Below are 19,424 nucleotides of genomic sequence, written 5' to 3'. Positions count from 1 at the left end.
CATCAGGCGGCTCGTAGAACGTACAGGTTGCGTCGGGTATCCGCGAGCACGACATTACGGTGACGGGTGCAACGATCCCGAATTATTTTTAGGGATTTATGCACCCGTCACCGTAAAAGATAATGATGTCGATAAGTCTCGATTAACAACCGCCGCTGGGAAAGTGGCTGGCTCCGGCACCTGGATATGTGCAAGTTTTTCCGCCTGGTAGACTGATGATGCTCGGCGCGACGCCGCCGTCAGACGGCGCTTGCGCCATGATGTCGGCGAAGCATTCTTCCGAGGATGAGTACCCCCAGTTGGAATATGTCGATCCATCGCACATTGCATGCGCATAGGCCGTGAATTCAGCTAAGTCCCCGCTCGGATCTATCGGCACTCGCTGTTGCGCAGAGGCTGGGATTACGACAGGCGACGAAAGCGAGGCGGTCAGCGCGATGCCCAAGATCAGATATTTAATCATATCACTCTCCTGCTTGCCGAGACTCGGCAATGGCGAGGATGCGTTAAATCGTTAGGTTATCAAGCAAAACTCGCCCCAAAACGGATTAGTGAATGAGGGGGCTGCAACGCCATAATCCGGCGCGTAGGTGCCGCCGAGCATCAACTCGGTAAGCGCCCAAACCAGCGCGTCCGCACGGTCTGGTGATCCTTACGGGAATTACGGCGACAGAATTACGGCGACGGGCGCCACAATACTGGGAATTACGGCGACGGGCGCCACAATAATGACCTATCGCGCGGAACCGGCCGCCATTTGCGAGTGGGCATTTTTCGCGAATTCCAGGAAGTTGCCCTTCAATGCCGTCGCGACCAGTTCGGCCGTGTTGGCCGGACGCGCTGCCTCGGGCAGGGTCAGCACCTTCAGCTTGTTGCCGCCCACGCCCTTGATCGACCCGCGTGCTTCCGGCTTGTCGCCGAAATTGCGGAACATGAACGCGGAGCCGAAACGGTCGCCCCAGACGATGTCTTCGGTCAGGAAGTGCTGCAGGACGATCAGTTCCGAATAACAGGGCGAGGTGGACTGCGCCCGGCGCGTCCGTATCTTGGTGACCGTCTTGCGGTCGAGGATCTCCTGATGCTCGACGATCCGCGTGCCGGCCGGCAGCCCCAGCGCACGAACCGGATCGGCGTCGCGCAAGGCGGCAAGCTGCGCCGACGGTCCGACGAGACTTTCCATCGACCCGACGATCTCATCCTTCGAGGCCCGCCCGGTGATGTACCCGACCTTGTACGGAATTCCCCAAAAGGTTTCGGTCGGCCAGATGTGGAGTTCGCACTGCGAAGCGTCGCCAACGGATGGCTTGGCGTCAGCCGAGCCGGCCGCCAGGGCCGCGATGGTCGCCGACAAGACGATAAGACCGGTGCGTAACATTCATCCCCCCATGCGAGCGCCAAAAGCATCAGGCTTGCTCATGCGGCGACACTAAGGGGGCTCGTGGCAGCTTTCCAGCCAGTTTGGATCGTCCCTACCTACATGAACAAGCGTCGGCTTTCGGAATGAGCGCAAACATGTTCGAACATTCGATTTGGGGCGCATTGCCGTCACTACACGGCGCCGACAGCGAGTAGCGCGTGACGCCAAGCCCGAGTGCCGTAAACCGACTTCCCCATAGCGACCCTCAGGTGCCAGCGGCCTGTTCACCGCCGTCACATTGAGAGTCCCCTCACCCAGGATCGCCCCCCTCGACCATCTTTTCGATGAGATGAACCAATCGATCGCGATCGTTCGCGCGCCAGCTTTGGAAGTGCGCTTCCATCCATTGGCGGCGAATTTCGGCTATCCTGGCCATGATTTCCCGACCCTGGGCGCTTAGCACCAGGCGGCGCGATCGGCTGTCGTCAGGGTCGGGAAGCCGAACGATCAGCCCGAGTTCCTCCAGCCTTATCACCTGGCGGCTCACCGTCGAATGATCCCGCCCGACGATATTCGCCATTTCGGCAACATTGATGTCGGGAGTCATCGCCACGCGCGCCAGCAGCGGGAATAGCGCGCGGTCGAGCTTGACGCCCGCGGCGGCGAGCAGGCGCGCATCCACGTCAAGGCGGTTGATCAGGTCCGCGACGGCGATCAGCGAACGGTGGAGACGATCCGGCCAGTCCATTTATATGCGTTATGCATATTTATCTTGCGACGCAATACCGGCGTCGCTAGGGGATATATGTGGTAAATGCATATATCTTGGAGACCCCATGCCGCAGGTTCTGATCGTCGGCGCGGGCGTCACCGGGCTCACCCTCGCGATCGAACTTCTGCGTCGCGATATCGATGTGCGGATCGTCGATAGTGCCACGGAATATTTCTCCGGCTCGCGCGGGAAAGGCATCCAGCCGCGCTCGATCGAGCTGCTGGACATGGCGGGACTCGCCGACGAGATCATGGCGAGCGGGACTTTGTACCCGTTCATCAAGCTGCACTTCGGGCCGATCGGGATAAAGGCCTGGTCGCTGGGCACGCATCTGCCCCCGACCGAAGACCGGCCCTACCCAAATCTGATGATGCTCGCCCAGTGGCGAACGGAGGAAATCCTTCGATCCAGGGTCGAGGCATTGGGAGGAAAAGTCGAGCTTGGCGCCGGGATAGAGGCACTCGCCCAGACGCCGGGCGACGTACGGGTAACGCTGGCCACCGGAGAGGCCGTGACCGCGGCGTTTGTCGTCGCCTGCGACGGAGGACGCAGCACGACCCGACGACTGCTCGGCCTGCAGCTGCTGGGTTCCACGGTGGATGCGAAGACGAGCATCGTCGCGGATCTGGAGATCGACGGCCTCGATCCGGCGTTTTGGCACGCTTATCCGTTATGGCGGGGAGGATTGCATACATTGGCGCCGCTCCCCGGGGGCGAGCTCTTTCAGCTCCAGGCACCTGAATCGATCGCGGCCAACGGCCTGGAGGCGGGGGTTGCCCGGATGACCGGCAAGACGGTGCGTCGCGTTGTCTGGCAATCGCGCTACGGCCACCAGACGCGGATGGTCGATCGCTATCGCGTGGGACGCGTGTTCATCGCCGGCGATGCCGCGCACATCCATCCACCATCGGGCGCGCAGGGGCTCAATACCGGGATGCAGGATGCCTTCAATCTGGGATGGAAGCTGGTCTCGGCGATCAGGACTCGCGATGAGGGAATCCTCGATACGTATGAGGCCGAAAGGCTGCCGATCGCGGCGGCCATGCTGAAGCTTACCGGAGAGATGCATTCGACAGTCTCAAAATCCCGCGGCGATCTCACCAACCAGCTCGGCCTGAGCTATAATGGCGGTCCCCTGGCGACGGGAACGGCGTCCGGCCAGTTGAGGCTGGGCGATCGCATTCCCGATCGGCGCCTGGCGGACGGGCGGCGCCTCTATGAAGCCATGCGTCACGGTGGCGCGACGCAAATCATGAGCGCCGACGGCGACCACGTCCTCGTGCGCCCCGACGGCTATATTGCAGAGGTGGGCGGAGTGGAGGTTGCCTCCTATCATGGGCACGATGTCGTGCACGTCCCGGCAATCGGATAGTCGCGTTGGAATTGGTGACGGAAGCCGATGCAAAATGGCGACGATAGGATTGCAACTGGCGGCGCGCCCATTTGTTGTCGCGTTCAGTGCTGACCCGCGCTCGCTCAAAGCTGGCCAGGCCCGCCATCCGCTCGTACGCTCCGCTGTCCCAGGGTCGATAGGTTCGCGCTATTGTGATGTATGCTGAGCGCCGCTGAATGCCTTGCGAAGGCCGATAGCCTGCAGCGCATAGCGCTTCTTTGTCCCACGCAGGCGCTGGGGGACGAGTATCTCAACATGGCGTTGAGGTGGCGTCAGCTCGCGGCACTGGCCGACCGGCAAGAGGCGTGGGAAGCGATCCATCCTGGAGGATAAACCTGCCCATTCATGCAACCTTCATGACGCGGGTTCGTATAATCAGGTATCGTCAGCCAATTTATCGGCAACCTGACGCCTGAGAGACAGATACTGCGCTCCCGCTATCCTAAGCGGAGAATAATCATGTTCGAGTTTCGATGGATAACGAAAGTTTTATTCGGCGCATGGTGCGCCACTCATCAAGAAGCTTTGCACGATGCGTTCAAACACGGGCAGGCTATCGTTGGCCCAACTAAGGGCGATTTAATTACGACACAAGATTTTGCTTCGATCGAAAAACGCTAACCTGTCTTGATGGCATAAGCCGCAGGACCGTGACCCGTTCCGAGTTGGGAGCAATCCGCGGCGAGCCATTGAACGCGCTCATCCGGCTCCCTTGAAGAGACAAGGAACGGGACCTTCCGCCCTTCGGGTGACCCTGCTCGCTGGCGGTCTGCTTCGCCTGTCTTGAGGCCGAGCGCGGACGGTCGCGAACCACCAATCCAAGACGTAGGTACGGACTGGGGGTAATTGCGGCAACGGGTGCAACAATACCGAATTATTATTTAGGAATTTATGCGCACGTCGCCGCAAATGCCGTCACCACAAATGCTGGTGAGATCGAGGTCGTCGATCGCACCAAGTCGGATCCAATCCGGCTCGACTTCCGCTATGCATAGATGCAGTCTGAAGCAGGGGCGGAACGCCTTGCCGGCGAGCTGACGGCGCAAATCGCAGCTGTGGGAGGAACCGAAACCATGATCGCCGACGTCGTGTCCGTTCCGCGGGCGCCGATCGTCCTCAGCTTCGCCCACAACCTTTCGATAGCACTGGCCCTGTTCATCGCCGGAGCGATCGCGATATTTGTGGGGGACGCGCATGATCCGGCGCTTCATACCGTCCTCGACACAAGCGTCGCGCTGACCGGTGCGCTGGTTGCGCTGCTGTTGTGGGATATCAGCCGCCGCGTCGACCAGAGCTGGCCCTTGTTGCTGGCGATTTCCTTTGCCTTCTTGTCGATCGCGGAGACGCTACACGTGATGGCTGTGCTCGGCTGGCTCGGCGGCGGGGTCGAGCTCGACGTTCGAATGCGCGCCGGGACATGGGGACCGGCTGCATACCTGCTACCGCTCGGGGTGGGTGGCGCTCTATGGCTGCGCGATCGCCCACGCGCTTTTGCCTGGTTGTTCGCGTTGGGCTTGGTGGTGCTCGGCGGCGCATTGACCGCGTTTTTCCTTATCGTGCCGCGCTACACCGCGCCCGGTCTGCTTTGGATCACCCGGCCGACGCTCGCAGCGGTGCCCCTGTTATGGCTGGTGGTCGGTGCGGCATATTGGAAGCAGCGCGAAGAGTCCCAGATCGCTCACGCGATCGCCCTGTCCGCGACCGTGCTGCTTCTTGCTCATCTCGCCATGCTCTATTCGCGCTCGCCGAGCGACTCTATCGCGATGGTTGCTCATCTCGGCAAGGTCGTCGGCGACGTGCTGCTGCTGTTCAATCTGACGCAAATCGGTGCCGCCGATACCGTCCGGCGCCGGCTCGCGGAAGGCGAACTGCTCGCGCTCAATCGAGAATTGCGTTCCGAGCAGCAGCAAAGCCATCAATTGATCGAAACCATCTTCGAGAACAGCCCGGCTGTGATCTATGTCAAGGATCTCGAAGGCCGCTACCTCATGGTCAATCAGCGCTATGCCGAGATTTTCGGCTTCGATCGAGCGGCAATCACCGGTAAGACGGATCACGAGCTCTTCCCCAAAAAAGAAGCGGACGCCTTCCGGGCGATGGACGGGCGTGTCGCGAATGCCGCGCAGGCGCTGACCGAGGAAGAAGTGGCGCCGCAGACCGATGGACCACATCATTATATTTCGGTGAAGTCGCCGCTCAGGGATCAATCGGGCCAAGTCTATGCGATATTCGGAATCTCGACCGACGTCACCGAGCAACGTCGCGCCGAGAATGCGCTACGGGCCAGCGAGCAGCGTAACCGTTTGACCGTCGAATCGGCACTCGACGCGGTGGTGACGATCGACGGCACCGGCTTGATTACCGGTTGGAACTCTCAGGCCGAGACGATCTTCGGGTGGCAGCAATCCGAAGTGCTGGGGCGTGGCGTCGATGGGATTATCATGCCCGAGCGGTTCCGCAGCGCCCACCGCGAAGGGCTCGCGCGTTATATTGCCACGGGCGAGACGAGCGTATTGAACAAGCGCATCGAGCTCGCGGCGCTTCGTCGCGGTGGCGAGGAATTTCCGATCGAGCTCTCGATCACGTCAATCGGCACCGACGACGCGCTCAGCTTCAGCGCCTTCGTCCGCGATATCACCGAGCGCAAGGTGGCCGAAACGAGACTCCAGACGCAGCGCGACCGACTGCACCTGCTCGAGCAGATCACGCGTGCGATCGGCCAACGCCACGACGTGCAAAGCATCTTCCAGGTCGTCGTTCGAACGCTCGAGGATCGTCTTCCCGCCGACTTCGTCTGCATCTGCCGTTACGATCGCGTTGCGCATATGCTGACCGTCGCGAATGTCGGGGTCGGAAGCGAGCCGCTCGGTCGCGAACTCGGGATGATCGAGAAAGGCGAGGTTCCGATCGACAGAAACGGACTATCGCGCTGCGTCGCTGGCGAGCTGGTCTACGAGCCCGATCTGGCCGAGGTCGATTTCCCGTTTCCGGCGAGACTCGCGCGCGAAGGCCTCCGTTCGCTGGTGATCGCGCCACTCTCCATCGAGAACGAAGTGTTCGGCGTGCTCGTGGTCGCGCGCCTCAGCGCCGAGGCGTTTCTCAGTGCCGATTGCGAATTTCTCCGGCAATTGGGCGAACATGTCGCGCTTGCCGCGCACCAGACGCAGCTGCGTGACAGTCTGCAACGGGCCTATGACGACCTGAAGCAAACGCAGCAGGCGGTGTTGGAACAGGAACGGCTGCGTGCGATCGGGCAGATGGCGAGCGGGATCGCCCATGACATCAACAACGCCATTTCGCCGGTCGCTGTCTATACGCAGTCAATCATCGAACGCGAGCTCGCTCTGCCGCAGGAAGTGCGCGAGTATCTCGAGTTGGTCGGCAGGGTGACCAAGGACGTCGCCGCCACGGTCGGACGGATGCGCGATTTCTACCGGGGAGACGAGGACGTCGACCTCGCGCCGCTCGACTTGAATGAGTTGGTACCACAGGTAATTGAACTGACGCGCGCGCGATGGAGCGACATGCCCCAACAGCGCGGCACGGTGATCAAGGTGTCAAGCGAGCTCGATGCGGGTCTTCCCCAAGTGATGGGAAATGCCTCCGAACTCCGGGAAGCGTTGACCAATCTTGTTTTCAACGCAGTCGATGCGATGCCCGAAGGGGGTTCGCTCACGATCAAAACGTTCGTCGAGGCCAGGACCGAAAACCGACCCAGAGTGTGCCTGGAGGTCTGCGATACTGGCCTTGGGATGGGGGAAGAAATCCGCAGTCGCTGTCTGGACCCCTTTTTCACCACCAAGGGCGAGCGCGGCACGGGCCTGGGGCTCGCCATGGTGCAAGGCGTGGCGCTGCGCCACAGGGCCGAACTCAACATCGACAGCGCACCCGGGAAAGGGACGCGTATCCTTCTGGAGTTCGATGCGGTTCGCGATACGCAGCGGCCGCGCAAATCGACCAAAGGTCCAGCCGCCAACACACCGCGGCGTCTTCTGATCGTCGATGACGATCCCGCGGTCCTGACGTCGACTGTAACAGTCCTCAAGACCATGGGGCATGACGTCACCGCGGCTGACGGCGGGCAGGCCGGAATCGACACGTTACACGCCGCGCTTGCTGCCGGCGAGACGTTCGACGTGGTGATCACGGATCTCGGTATGCCTTATGTCGATGGCAACCAGGTCGCGCGCTCGGCCAAGGACTTGTTCCCCGCGACGCCGGTGGTGCTGCTGACTGGTTGGGGGCGGCGTCTCGCGATGGGAGGAAAAGCGCCGGCGCATGTCGATTTTCTGCTGCCAAAACCGCTTGATCTGGGCGAGTTGCGCGAAGTGTTGGCTCGGCTCGGTTAGCGCCATCGGGCTCTACGGTTGGGCGCGGTCGTACTATAAACGCCTGCAGCAAAATCGGATTATTATTTAAGGAGCTATGCACACTTCACCAAAAATACCGCAACTAATGGCGATTCAATTACAACTCGGCATTTTGCTTCGATCGAAAAACGCTGACGTGTCTTGTGCAAGCCCCATGACCGTGACCCGGAAATCCGGGCCAGTTCAAACAGGCACGAAAATGCCTTTGGCACCGGCGATCGGGCGGACGAGCCTACCCGACCGGGCAGTAGCGAAACATCGCGGCGGCACCCTATCTCCCGTGCTCAGGAGATTTCCCATGACAATTACATCGCCCCTCGCCGAGCTTTCCGCATCGATCGCCGACCTCGCCGCTGCCACCACGCCCTCGATCGTCGAAGTGCAATCGCGCCATTCGCTGGCGAGTGGCTTCGTCTGGCGCGACGGGTTGGTGATCACGCCCGATGAGACGCTCGCCGATGAAGGGTCGATCGAGATCGAGGAGTCCGACGGCACGGTGCGCAGTGCGACCTTGATCGGGCGCGACGCGGCGACCGATATTGCCCTGCTCCGGGTCGAGGGTTTGACGGCACCGGTGGCGGCCCTGACCGACATGGCCGTCCGGCCCGGCGCGCTCGCCTTGATTGTCGCGGCGGCCGATAGCGCGCCGTTGATCGCGTTCGGCGGCATCGCCGCGGTCGGCGCGGCCTGGCAGTCGATGCGCGGCGGCACGATCGATGCCCGGATCGAACTGGATCTGCGGCTGCGGCGGCGCGCCGAGGGCGGCCTGGCGGTCGATGGCGCCGGCAGCGCTTTCGGCATGGCCGTGCGCGGCCCGCGTGGCCGGACCTTGGTCATCCCGGCGGCGACGATCGATCGCGTCGCCCGGCAATTGCTCGATCACGGCCGGGTCCAGATCGCCTATCTCGGCGTCGGTCTCAAGGACGTGCCGCTCGATGACGGTGGCCATGGCGCCATGGTGATGGCGATCGAGCGTGAGAGCCCGGCGGCGCGCGCCGCCCTGCATCAGGGAGACATCATCCTGTCCTGGGCCGGCCAGCGACTGCCGCATGTCGGCGCGCTGCTGCGGACGCTGCGGGCGACGCCGATCGGCACCGAGGTCGTGCTTGGCGTTCGGCGCGGGGGAGCGCCGCTCGAGGTGGCGGTGACGATCGGGGATCGGCCGGACCGGTGAGCAGTCGCGATCCCGCGGCGGGCCTGCGTCTGGCGATCCAGGTCGATGACCCGACACTCGCCGCCCGGCTCGCCGACATCCTGGGGCGGATCCCGGAATTGCGGATCGTGGGCGCCGACGAAGCGTCGGACCTGGTCCTTAGCGCGTCCGACGCGGGCGAGCACGGGTTCGAGCTGACGCCGCGCGAGCGCGACGTGATCGCGTTGCTTGCCGAAGGTCTGTCCAACAAGGCGATCGGCCAGCGGCTCGGTATTTCACCAGACACCGCCAAATTCCATGTGGGGCGGCTGATCGACAAGCTCGACGCGACCGGGCGCACGGATGCCGTGGCGCACGCGGCGCGGCGGGGGATCATCCATTTGTAGAATGGCGCCGGGGCGATCCGTGCCTGTCGAACCGTGGCCGACATCACCTCACGACGACACACCCCGGACCTATCCGCTGGCGAACTCGCCGTCGGCGAGCTCGAGGATGGCGGCGCGCGCAGTCTTGAGGATCTCGTCCGAGACCGCCTGGCCCTTGAAGATCCGCGCCAGGGACAGCGCCCCGGTCATCAGACTCCAGACCTCAAGGGCGCGGATGGTGTCATCGTCACCCAACAGAGCCGCGGTCTCTTCGAAGAAGCGCGTGAGCCGCGCCTGCATGATGGCGCGCACCTCCTCGTCGGCCCGAGCCACGTCACTGGAAAGCGCCGAGACCGCGCAGCCTTCGGCGGCATGATCACGATGCACCGGGCTGAGATAGCTGTTGACGACCGACTTAAGAGTCCGCCGTCCCTTGGCCACCGTGATCGCCAGACTGGCTTTCTCACCGTCCTCCAGCGCGCGATCCAGCGCCGCGGCGATCAGCACCGACCGCGACGCAAAGTGCCCGTAAAAGCCGCCATGGGTCAGGTTGACGGAATGCATCAGCTCTCCAATCGACAGATTGTCGATGCCGCTCTCGCGGATTTGCAAGGCCGCCGCAGCGATAATTTTCTCGCGGCTCTGCGCTTTTTCGGCCTGTGAGTGTCCCATCGCGCTCCGATCCAGATGCCTCGTCCACCCGTCGTAGCAGGGCAGACATCGGGGTCCAATACGGCGCTTGCGCGCCGATGTGAATTATGATCATCATGCTGATGAGCATGACAGGCATAATGCACAATGGGGAGAGACGCCAATGAACGCCGAGGGCCAGGTCACCTGGGAACGCCACGGTCGGGTCTTGAAGATCACGATCGACAACGCGGCAAAGAAGAACGCCTTCTCACCGGAAATGATGCTGCAGCTTTCCCAAGGCCTGACAACACTCGACCGTGACCCAGAGCTCTGGGCGGGCGTGATCTGCGCCGCCGGCGACCACTTCACCGCTGGCCTCGACATGCCCAAATTCTTCGGCCCCGGCGCCGACCCCAAGCCGATCCCGGATGACGCGGTCGATCCGCTTGGACTGAAGGGCCGTTGCCGCAAGCCGATCGTCACCGCCGTCCAGGGCGTCGTCTACACGGTAGGCGTGGAGATCATGCTTGCCGGCGACATCGTGGTGTCGGCCGACACCAGTCGCTTCGCCCAGTTGGAGGCGAAGCGCGGCATCGCCCCGCTAGGCGGCGCACACTTCCGCTACCTGACGCGGGCCGGCTGGGGCGATGCGATGTATCACTTGTTGCTCTGCGACGAGTTCGACGCCGCGCGGGCCTACAAGATCGGCCTGGTGCAGGAGGTCGTCCCGGCCGGCCAGCAAGTCGAGCGCGCCATGGCCCTGGCCGAACGCATCGTCCAGAACGCGCCCCTGGGTATCCAGGTCACCAAGGAAGCTGCGCTGAGCTATCTCGCCGGCGGCGAGGCCGCGGCGATCGCCTATGTGCCCGAGATCCGGGGACGGGTAATTGGTAGCGCGGACGCCATGGAAGGCATCATGTCGTTCATCGAGCGCCGCGCTGCGGCGTTCACGGGCAAATAGGAGCCAGCCATGACCATCATCACTGTAACGACGCCCCGCGGGCGCCTTGATCTGGCTCAACGCCGGACATTGGCCCAAACGCTGACCGACGCGGTCCTTGTGCCCGAGGTGGGACAGCCCGCCCCCGCCGCGCGGGCCGGTTTTCAGGTTCGTTTCATCGAACTCGAGCCCGCCGCCATGGCCATCGGCGGCGTGCTGATCTCCGATGCGCCCGAGCCGATCGACCTCCTGTCGGCCGACGTGGCGGTCATGGACGCGGCCTGGCCCCAGCCTGTTCGAACCCAGGTGATCACCAATATCCTTGGCGCTCTGGCACAGGCCTGCGATCTTGCCGCGGCCCCGCCGGGGTGGTGGGTGACTTTCCGTGTGATCGACGAGGGTTCGTGGGGCTCGCGCGGCGGCGTGCTGTCGATCCTGGATCTGCTCTCCAGCGGGGTCTTCACGCCGGAACGGACAGCCGCGATTCGCGCGGCGATCGGCGGGCGCGAGGCGGTGGGCTGATGGTCGACACCGCGTCGTCCTCGCCCGAGGACTGGCACTACCCCTACGGCTCCCCGGCCCGGTACCCTCTGCAGCACACGCATCTGTTCGCCTCGGACATCGCGTCCACGATCGCCTTCTACCGGACCTGGTTCGACGCCGAGGTCGTCTGGGAAGGCGTCTATGCGGAAGCGCGCAATGTGTTCATGAAGATCGGAGATCCGTGCCAGTTTAAACAGGCACGAAAAGCTCCCTATTGAGGCAACGCGAGCCAAGCCTTGTCTGAGCCCAGACCATTAGCCCCATTCTGGTAGCAGTTGTGATCGACGGCGGCGGCGGACGGTGGCAACTTATCGCCTCCATAAGGAGGGGCCTATGCGTATCGTATTGGGTATCGCTTTACTCTGCGTAGCGACACCGTCATTTGCCGGCTCATATCACTGGGCGAACGGGAAGTCCCCGCAAGCTGTTTGCGACGAAGCAAACGCCGCGGCCAAGAAGCGAGCAAAAAGGATTCACACCTGCGTCACAACCAAATGCATTCCGGGCACCGAGACTGTTTCAGTCGGCGGCCCACTGGGGTTCCGGGGCTACGCAGTCAGCGCTAACCATCGTGGCAGCTGCTAACTGACTTCTTGGTTATCCAGCGGCAAGCGGAGCGCCCGGTAGCCCCCCGCTACACTTCGGTGGCGGTCGGGAGATTCGTGCCAGTTTAAACCGTCACGAAAAAGCCCGCCGCGCCATCAGGCGTTGCGGGCTTTTTCAGTCCTACGGAAGGGGTTGGTGGAGCCGAGGGGGATCGAACCCCTGACCTCTGCAATGCCATTGCAGCGCTCTCCCAGCTGAGCTACGGCCCCACACTTTCCGGGAAGGAAGGCGCCCCTAACCGGACGGCGCCCCTTTGACAAGCGGGCGTTAGCCCGCTTGCCTTAAAAAATTGCGTCGATCAGTTCTCGTCTTCGTTGCCGCCGGTCTCGACACCGAGATCGTCGTCACCGCCCAGATCGACTTCATCGTCGGCCGAAGGCTCGCCCTCGTCTTCGATGCCGATCTCCAGATCGTCACCCTCGAGATCCGAATCGTCCTTTTCGGGCTTCTCGGCCTTGACCACCTCGAACGGCAGCGGCTGCTTCGATTTCAGGATCGGCTCGGGCGCCCAGGCGGTGTTGCAATTGATGCAGGTCACCGGGTCGTCCTTGCCGAGATCGTAAAAGCGCGTTGCGCATTTCGGACACGTACGCTTCGTGCCCCATTCCGGCTTAACCATGCCGATTTGTACCTTTCGATTTAATGCAAATTTCGGGGATCGACCCCTAAAGTGGCGCGCGCCTTGCCATAGCGCAAGGTGGCTGTCAAAGCCCGCGACCGATGTCGCATGCTGCTCCCAAACCTCTCCTGATCGAATCGTCCGCCGGCCTGACCGGCCGCGTCACCGTGCCCGGCGACAAGTCGATCAGCCATCGTTCGCTGATGTTGTCCAGCCTGGCGGTCGGCGAAAGCCGGATCGAAGGGCTGCTGGAAGGCGAGGACGTGCTGGCGACCGCCGCCGCGATGCGGGCGATGGGCGCCACTATTGAGCGCAACGACGACGGGATCTGGCGCGTCTGGGGTGTCGGAGTCGGCGGATTGCTGCAGCCGGCGGGCGCGCTCGACATGGGCAATTCGGGGACGTCGACGCGGCTGCTCGCCGGGCTGGTCGCCAGCCATGCGATCACCGCTACGTTCATCGGCGACGCCTCGCTCAGCAAGCGGCCGATGGGCCGGGTGATCGATCCGCTGTCGCTGATGGGGGCGGACTTCACGTCGAGCCCAGGCGGCCGCTTGCCGATGATGGTGCGCGGCATCTGCCCGGCGGTGCCGATCGACTATACGCTTCCGGTCGCCTCGGCCCAGGTCAAGTCGGCGGTGATCCTGGCCGGGCTCAACACGCCGGGGATCACGCGGGTGATCGAGCCGGTGCCGACGCGCGACCATAGCGAGCGGATGCTGGCCGGGTTCGGCGCCAATCTGACGGTCGAGGCGACCAATCGCGGGCGGGTGATCTCGGTCCATGGCGAGGCCGAGTTGAAGCCGCAGCAGATCGTCGTGCCGGGCGATCCCAGCTCGGCGGCATTCTGGGCCGTGGCGGCGTCGATCGTACCGGGCAGCGAAGTGACGATCGCCAATGTCGGGCTCAACCCGACGCGCGCGGGCATCTTCACCGCGCTGCGCATGATGGGCGCGGACATCACCGAGGTCGATCCGCGGACCGTCGGCGGCGAGCCGGTCGCCGATCTGATCGTGCGCCACGCCGCGCTGGCGGCGATCGATGTGCCGCCCGATCTCGCGCCGAGCATGATCGACGAATATCCGGTGCTGTTCGTCGCCGCGGCTTTGGCCGAGGGGCGCACGGTCGCGCGCGGCGCGCACGAGCTGCGCGTCAAGGAATCGGACCGGATCGCGGCGATGGCGGCGGCGCTCCAGGCCTGTGGCGTCAGCGTCGAGGAATTTGACGACGGCCTGGCGATCACCGGCAGCGGCGGCGAACCGATCCCCGGCGGCGCGACGATCGCCTCTTTGCTCGATCATCGCATCGCGATGGCGATGACGGTGGCGGGGCTGGTCGCGCGGCGGCCGATCACGATCGACGACGTCGCCCCGGTCGCGACGAGCTATCCGGTGTTCTTCGAGACGCTGGAGCATCTGGCGGGCCGCGCATGAGCCGCATGGTCGGCCGCCGCGAGTTGCTCGCCGGTGGCCTCGCGCTCGGCGCCAGCTTCGCCCTCCCCCGTCCGCTGTTCGCGCGCAAGGCGGACGGCTATCCGGCGCCCAATCTCGAGAAAATGGTCCCGGTTGAGGGCGGGCGCGTCTATGTCCGCGTCAACGGCAGACTGAACGGCGCCAAGCCGCCGATCGTCATGCTGCATGGCGGCCCGGGCGGCGATCATGAGCATTTCATGCCGGCGGTCGCTTTGGCCGACGAGCGCGCGGTGATCCTCTACGACCAGCTCGATAGCGGGCAGTCGGACCGGCCCAACGATCCGAAGAATTGGCGCGTCGAACGCTTCGTCGATGAGATCGAGCTGGTTCGGAAAGCGCTGGGCGTCGATCGCTGGCACCTGCTCGGGCATAGCTGGGGCGGCACGCTCGCGCTCGAATACGGTGCGCGGCGGCCGGCGGCGTTGCGCGGGCTGGCGATGGCCAGTCCCCTCGTGTCGACCAAGAGCTGGATCGCCGACGCCAATGCCTTGCGGGCGACCTTGCCGGCGGCGGTACAGGCGCAGATCGCCAGTTGCGACACCGGGCCCAGCCGCGGGTGCGACGACGGCGTCAACGCTTTCTACCGCGCGTTCAACGGCCGCGAGCCGGCCAAGCCCGCCGCGATCGCCTATGCCGGCGCGCATCCCAACGGCTTCAACCCGAAGCTCTACAATGCGATGTGGGGGCCGAGCGAGTTCGCCTGCACCGGCAGCCTCAAGGATTATGACGGCGAGCCGTTGCTGGCCAGGCTCGATGGGCGGCGCACGATCTTCCTGGGCGGGCAATATGATGAAGCGCGCCCGACCACTTTGGCGGGGTTTGCCGCGCGCGTGCCGGGCGCCGAATATGCCACGATCCCCGGTTCGGCGCATGGTATCTTCGCCGACCGGACGCTGGAAACGGTCGCATTGATCCGCGGCTGGCTGGCGCGACAGGACGCACGGGCCTAGAGGTCCGCGATGGAGTTTAGCGTATGATCATCGCCGTGGACGGTCCCGCCGCCAGCGGCAAGGGCACCGTCGCCCGCGCCCTGGCAAAACATTATCGCCTGCCGCATCTCGATACCGGCCTGCTGTACCGCGCGGTCGCCGAGAATGTGCATCGCCTCGACCTCGACCCGACCAAGGAGGCCGATGCCGTCGCGGCGAGCAATTTCGACGACAGTTTGCTCGACGATCCCGTGTTGCGCAGCGACGAAGCGGGGCAGCGTGCCTCGATCGTCTCGGCGCACCCGCTGATCCGGGCGGCGTTGCTGCAGCGCCAGCGCAAGTTCGCGCAGCAAGAAGGCGGCGCGGTGCTCGATGGGCGCGACATCGGCACGGTGATCGCACCCGACGCCGACGCCAAATTGTTCGTCAAGGCGACGCCGCAGATCCGCGCGCGGCGGCGGCATGCCGAACTGAGAGAGCGCGGCAGCACGCTCAGCTTCGACAAGGTGCTGGCCGATATCCGCGCACGCGATCAGCGCGACATGGGCCGCGACGCGGCGCCGTTGGTGATGGCGGCCGACGCCGGCATCCTCGACACCAGCTTCCTGTCGATCGAAGCCGCGGTGAAGCGCGCGATCGAGCTGGTCGAGCGGCAATTGCGGCTGAAGGCGGCGAACGGGTAGCGTCGGTCTAAATCCTCCCCGTTTACGGGGAGGGGGACTGCTCGCGTAGCGAGTGGTGGAGGGGGTCCTCCTCATCTACATCGCTTGGGGCTCGCCCCCTCCACCAAGCCGCTGCGCGTCTTGGTCCCCCTCCCCGTGAACGGGGAGGAATAAACATATAAAGATTTCTTTATATCCCGCTTGACCCGACTCGTTCGGCGCGGGATAAGGCTCACGTCGAGGTTCTTCGGACGGGTTCGCCCGCGCCGAAGCTAAGACGGGAAGCCGGTGCGGCCTTTTGGGCCAAGGCCGGCGCTGCCCCCGCAACTGTAAGCGGCGAGCGGCGGTCGATGAGTGTCACTGGGGGCGTCCAAATCCCTGGGAAGGCCGGACCGGCGTGTTGACCCGTGAGCCAGGAGACCTGCCTCCGACGCGATAACGTCCACCGGCGGGGTGTCCGGGCTGGCCGCTTGCATTCGCGGTCGGCCCCGTGTCGCCCGTGCGTGCTCGTGTCTGGTCTCTGCCTCCGCCTTTCATCGGGGTATGAAGACCATGACCGTCACTGTTGCCACACTCGGATTCCCGCGCATCGGGCCGCGCCGCGAGCTCAAATTCGCGCTCGAATCCTTCTGGTCGGGCCAATCGTCCGAGGCCGATCTGCTCGAAGCCGCCGCCGGGCTGCGCACCGCCGCCTGGGCGCGGCAACGGGCGCTCGGCGCCGACTGGCTCCCGTCGAACGATTTCTCGCTCTACGACCATGTCCTCGACACCAGCCTGATGCTGGGGGCGATCCCCGAACGCTATGGCAAGACGGCGGGCGATTCCGACCTCGCTACTTATTTCGCGATGGCGCGCGGGACGACGGGCGAGGACGCTAGCTGCGGCCATGGGCACGGCAGCCTGACCGCGTGCGAGATGACCAAATGGTTCGACACCAATTACCATTATATGGTCCCCGAACTGGTCGCCGGGCAGAAGCTCGCGCTGAGTTCGGCCAAGATCGTCGACGACTATCGCGAGGCCAAGGCGCAGGGGTTCGAGACGCGTCCCGTTCTGCTCGGACCGATCACCTGGCTGAGCCTCGCCAAGGGCCGCGGGGTCGATCCATTCGACTATCTCGACGAGGTGCTGGGGCTCTATTCGGCCGTGCTGACCCAGCTCGGCCAGGCCGGCGCCGAATGGGTGCAGATCGACGAGCCGGTGCTCGTGCTCGACCTGAGCGAGCGCCAGCGCAACGCGATCACCCGCGCTTATGCCAAGCTGCCGCGCGCCGGCGTCAAGCTGATGCTCGCGACCTATTTCGGCGGGCTCGAGGACAATCTCGACCTCGCGATCCATTTGCCGGTCGCCGGGCTCCACATCGACCTCGTCCGCGCGCCGCAACAGCTCGATGCGGTACTGGCCAAGGCGCCCAAGTCGCTATTGCTCTCGCTCGGCGTGATCGACGGGCGCAACGTCTGGCGCGCCGATCTCGCCGCGTTGCTCGACCGGCTCGAGCCGATCGCCGCGAAGCGCGACATCGTCCTTGCCCCGTCCTGCTCGCTGCTCCACACGCCGGTCGACCTCGCGCTCGAACGCAAGATCGATCCGGAAATCGCGCAATGGCTGGCCTTCGCCGTGCAAAAGGTCGGCGAGCTCGCGACGCTGAAGCGTGCGCTCAATGAAGGTCGTGACAGCGTCGCCGACGATCTGGCGGCATCGAGCGCTGCGGCGGCGGCGCGCAAGACCTCGCCGCGGATCCACAATGAAGCGGTGGCCGAGCGGCTGGCGGCGATCACGCCGGGCGATCGCGAGCGACAATCCCCCTACCCCGTTCGCGGCGCGGCACAGGCGGAGGCGCTCGAGCTGCCGGCTTTCCCGACCACCACGATCGGATCGTTCCCGCAAACCGCCGAAGTGCGCCGCGCGCGTGCCGACCACAATCGCGGGACGCTGGACGATACGGCGTACGAACAATTCCTCCGCGAGGAGACCGAGCGCGCGATCCGCTGGCAGGAGGAAGCCGGGCTCGACATGCTCGTCCATGGCGAGTTCGAGCGCAACGACATGGTGCAATATTTCGGCGAGCAATTGTCGGGCTTCGCCTTCACCGTCAGCGGCTGGGTCCAGTCCTATGGCTCGCGTTGCGTGCGGCCGCCGATCCTGTTCGGCGACGTGTCGCGGCCCAAGCCGATGACGGTCGACTGGTGGCGCTATGCCCAGAGCCTGACGGACAGGCCGATGAAGGGCATGCTGACCGGTCCGGTGACGATCCTCAACTGGTCGTTCGTCCGCGACGATCAGCCGCGCGAGGCATCGTGCCGCCAGATCGCACTGGCGATCCGTGACGAGGTTGTCGACCTGGAGAAAGCCGGCGCCAAGGCGATCCAGATCGACGAAGCGGCGTTGCGCGAGGGTCTGCCGCTGCGCCGGCGCGACTGGCAGCCTTATCTGGATTGGGCAGTCGATTGCTTCCGGCTGTCCGCCGCCGGGGTCGCCGACGCGACGCAGATCCACACGCACATGTGCTATTCGGAGTTCAACGACATCCTGCCGTCGATCGGTGCGATGGACACCGATGTGATCTCGATCGAGACCGCGCGGTCGCAGATGGAATTGCTCGAAGGCTTTGCGCGCTATCGCTATCCGAGCGCGATCGGGCCGGGCGTCTATGACATCCACGCCCCGCGCGTGCCGACGGTTGAGGAGATGGTCGCGCTGATGCGGCTGGCGCAGGATCACCTCCGTCCCGAGCAATTGTGGGTGAACCCCGATTGCGGCCTGAAGACGCGCAAATGGGAGGAAGTGAAGCCGGCGATCGACGCGATGGTCGCGGCCGCGCGCGAATTGCGCGTCCGCGTGGTGGAACCGGCCTGATGTCGGGTGTCGTCCGCCTCATCGACATGGTGTTCCCGGGCGACACCAACCATCACGGCACATTGTTTGGCGGGGTGGCGCTCGCGCACATGGACAAGGTGGCGTTCCTCGCCGCCTCGCGCCATGGCCGGGCGCCCTTCGTCACCGCAGCCTCGGAACGGATCGACTTCACCGCGCCGGCGCTGAAGGGCGAATTGATCGAAGCGACGGGGCGCGTCGTCCGCGCGGGGACGCGGTCGGTCGATGTCGAGATCGAGCTGACCGCCGAGGAGCTGCTGAGCGGCGCCCGGCGGCTCTGCACGCGCGGGCTGTTCACCCTGGTCGCGGTCAAAGGCCCTGACACGCAGCTGCCGCTGCCGCCGCTCGACCACGCGGCGGACCCCGAGGATGGCCGGCTGCACATGGCCGACATGGTGTTTCCGCCGCAGACCAATCATTACGGCACCTTGTTCGGTGGCGACGCGCTGAGGATGCTGGGCAAGGCCGCCTTCATCGCCTCGACCCGCCATGCCCGGGCAGTGATGGTGATGGCGGCATCCGATCGCATCGACTTCCGCTCGCCGGTGCGCGAAGGCGAGATGGTCGAGCTGATCGCGCGGGTGATGATGAGCGGAACGAGCTCGGTTCGCGTTGGCGTCGAATTATGGGCGGAAAACCTGTTGAACGCCGATCGCCGCCGCGCCGCTACCGCCGAGTTCGTGATGGTGGCGGTGGACCGTGCCGGACGCCCTGCGCCGATCGGCTGACGCGCTTG

Annotated in this window: 16 protein-coding genes, 1 tRNA gene and 1 riboswitch; of the genes, 12 read left to right on the top strand and 5 right to left on the bottom strand. The window is 64.4% G+C overall.

Annotated elements, in window-relative coordinates:
- Positions 1 to 733: 733 nt before the first annotated feature.
- Entirely contained in the window at positions 734 to 1,375 is a 642-nt protein-coding gene (locus tag AC1DSD_RS05585) for a hypothetical protein (protein WP_478028919.1), read from the bottom strand.
- Between the two features lie 292 nt (positions 1,376 to 1,667).
- A complete protein-coding gene (locus AC1DSD_RS05580) occupies positions 1,668 to 2,105 on the bottom strand; it encodes a MarR family winged helix-turn-helix transcriptional regulator (protein WP_478028918.1) in 438 nt (145 codons plus the stop codon).
- Positions 2,106 to 2,193: 88 nt separating this feature from the next.
- On the opposite strand from AC1DSD_RS05580, the gene AC1DSD_RS05575 reads away from it, so the two are divergent.
- The 4 genes from AC1DSD_RS05575 (at position 2,194) to AC1DSD_RS05560 (ending at position 9,431) form a co-directional block, all read left to right on the top strand.
- Positions 2,194 to 3,501 carry an FAD-dependent monooxygenase gene (locus AC1DSD_RS05575; protein WP_478028917.1) on the top strand — a complete coding sequence of 436 codons (1,308 nt, stop codon included), beginning with the start codon at positions 2,194 to 2,196 and terminating at the stop codon, positions 3,499 to 3,501.
- Between the two features lie 1,094 nt (positions 3,502 to 4,595).
- The gene (locus AC1DSD_RS05570; protein ID WP_478028916.1) at positions 4,596 to 7,871 is read left to right on the top strand and encodes a PAS domain S-box protein; all 3,276 of its coding nucleotides are present in this window, start codon (positions 4,596 to 4,598) and stop codon (positions 7,869 to 7,871) included.
- A gap of 319 nt (positions 7,872 to 8,190) precedes the next feature.
- Positions 8,191 to 9,066, top strand: coding sequence for a S1C family serine protease (locus tag AC1DSD_RS05565; RefSeq protein ID WP_478028915.1), 876 nt, complete (start codon positions 8,191 to 8,193; stop codon positions 9,064 to 9,066).
- A complete protein-coding gene (locus AC1DSD_RS05560) occupies positions 9,063 to 9,431 on the top strand; it encodes a response regulator transcription factor (RefSeq protein WP_478028914.1) in 369 nt (122 codons plus the stop codon). Before AC1DSD_RS05565 ends, AC1DSD_RS05560 begins: the two co-directional genes overlap by 4 nt.
- A gap of 69 nt (positions 9,432 to 9,500) precedes the next feature.
- On the opposite strand, the gene AC1DSD_RS05555 is transcribed toward AC1DSD_RS05560, so the two are convergent.
- Positions 9,501 to 10,082, bottom strand: coding sequence for a TetR/AcrR family transcriptional regulator (locus tag AC1DSD_RS05555; RefSeq protein WP_478028913.1), 582 nt, complete (start codon positions 10,080 to 10,082; stop codon positions 9,501 to 9,503).
- Positions 10,083 to 10,224: 142 nt separating this feature from the next.
- Here AC1DSD_RS05555 and AC1DSD_RS05550 point away from each other — a divergent pair, with 142 nt between their 5' ends.
- Genes AC1DSD_RS05550 through AC1DSD_RS05540 form a run of 3 tightly spaced genes read left to right on the top strand, consistent with a single transcriptional unit; the run spans position 10,225 to position 11,744 of the window.
- The gene (locus AC1DSD_RS05550) at positions 10,225 to 11,004 is read left to right on the top strand and encodes a crotonase/enoyl-CoA hydratase family protein (protein WP_478028912.1); all 780 of its coding nucleotides are present in this window, start codon (positions 10,225 to 10,227) and stop codon (positions 11,002 to 11,004) included.
- 9 nt (positions 11,005 to 11,013) lie between these two features.
- On the top strand, positions 11,014 to 11,505 hold the full coding sequence (locus tag AC1DSD_RS05545) for a tautomerase family protein (protein WP_478028911.1): 492 nt from the start codon (positions 11,014 to 11,016) through the stop codon (positions 11,503 to 11,505).
- A complete protein-coding gene (locus AC1DSD_RS05540; protein WP_478028910.1) occupies positions 11,505 to 11,744 on the top strand; it encodes a VOC family protein in 240 nt (79 codons plus the stop codon). The genes AC1DSD_RS05545 and AC1DSD_RS05540 overlap by 1 nt, the downstream gene beginning before the upstream one ends.
- 521 nt (positions 11,745 to 12,265) lie before the next feature.
- Here the strand turns inward: AC1DSD_RS05540 and AC1DSD_RS05535 are convergent.
- Positions 12,266 to 12,341 (bottom strand) — tRNA-Ala (locus AC1DSD_RS05535).
- An 89-nt stretch (positions 12,342 to 12,430) separates the two neighbouring features.
- Positions 12,431 to 12,751, bottom strand: coding sequence for a TIGR02300 family protein (locus AC1DSD_RS05530; RefSeq protein WP_066817326.1), 321 nt, complete (start codon positions 12,749 to 12,751; stop codon positions 12,431 to 12,433).
- Positions 12,752 to 12,852: 101 nt separating this feature from the next.
- On the opposite strand from AC1DSD_RS05530, the gene aroA reads away from it, so the two are divergent.
- From aroA to AC1DSD_RS05505, 5 genes are all read left to right on the top strand, one after another.
- A complete protein-coding gene (gene aroA / locus AC1DSD_RS05525; RefSeq protein ID WP_478028909.1) occupies positions 12,853 to 14,184 on the top strand; it encodes a 3-phosphoshikimate 1-carboxyvinyltransferase in 1,332 nt (443 codons plus the stop codon).
- Positions 14,181 to 15,173, top strand: a complete 993-nt coding sequence (locus AC1DSD_RS05520; protein ID WP_478028908.1) for a proline iminopeptidase-family hydrolase — start codon at positions 14,181 to 14,183, stop codon at positions 15,171 to 15,173. Before aroA ends, AC1DSD_RS05520 begins: the two co-directional genes overlap by 4 nt.
- 23 nt (positions 15,174 to 15,196) lie before the next feature.
- Positions 15,197 to 15,835: a (d)CMP kinase gene (gene cmk / locus AC1DSD_RS05515; RefSeq protein ID WP_478028907.1), complete on the top strand. Its 639-nt coding sequence runs from the start codon at positions 15,197 to 15,199 to the stop codon at positions 15,833 to 15,835.
- A gap of 203 nt (positions 15,836 to 16,038) precedes the next feature.
- Positions 16,039 to 16,257, top strand: a riboswitch (cobalamin riboswitch).
- A gap of 109 nt (positions 16,258 to 16,366) precedes the next feature.
- Positions 16,367 to 18,670, top strand: coding sequence for a 5-methyltetrahydropteroyltriglutamate--homocysteine S-methyltransferase (metE, locus tag AC1DSD_RS05510; protein ID WP_478028906.1), 2,304 nt, complete (start codon positions 16,367 to 16,369; stop codon positions 18,668 to 18,670).
- The gene (locus tag AC1DSD_RS05505; protein ID WP_478028905.1) at positions 18,670 to 19,416 is read left to right on the top strand and encodes an acyl-CoA thioesterase; all 747 of its coding nucleotides are present in this window, start codon (positions 18,670 to 18,672) and stop codon (positions 19,414 to 19,416) included. Before metE ends, AC1DSD_RS05505 begins: the two co-directional genes overlap by 1 nt.
- Positions 19,417 to 19,424 lie beyond the last annotated feature (8 nt).

It is taken from the genome of Sphingomonas sp. P4_D12, assembly GCF_056401895.1.
Note: the sequence above shows the minus strand (reverse complement) of the source record. Positions and strands in the feature narration are given on the sequence as shown.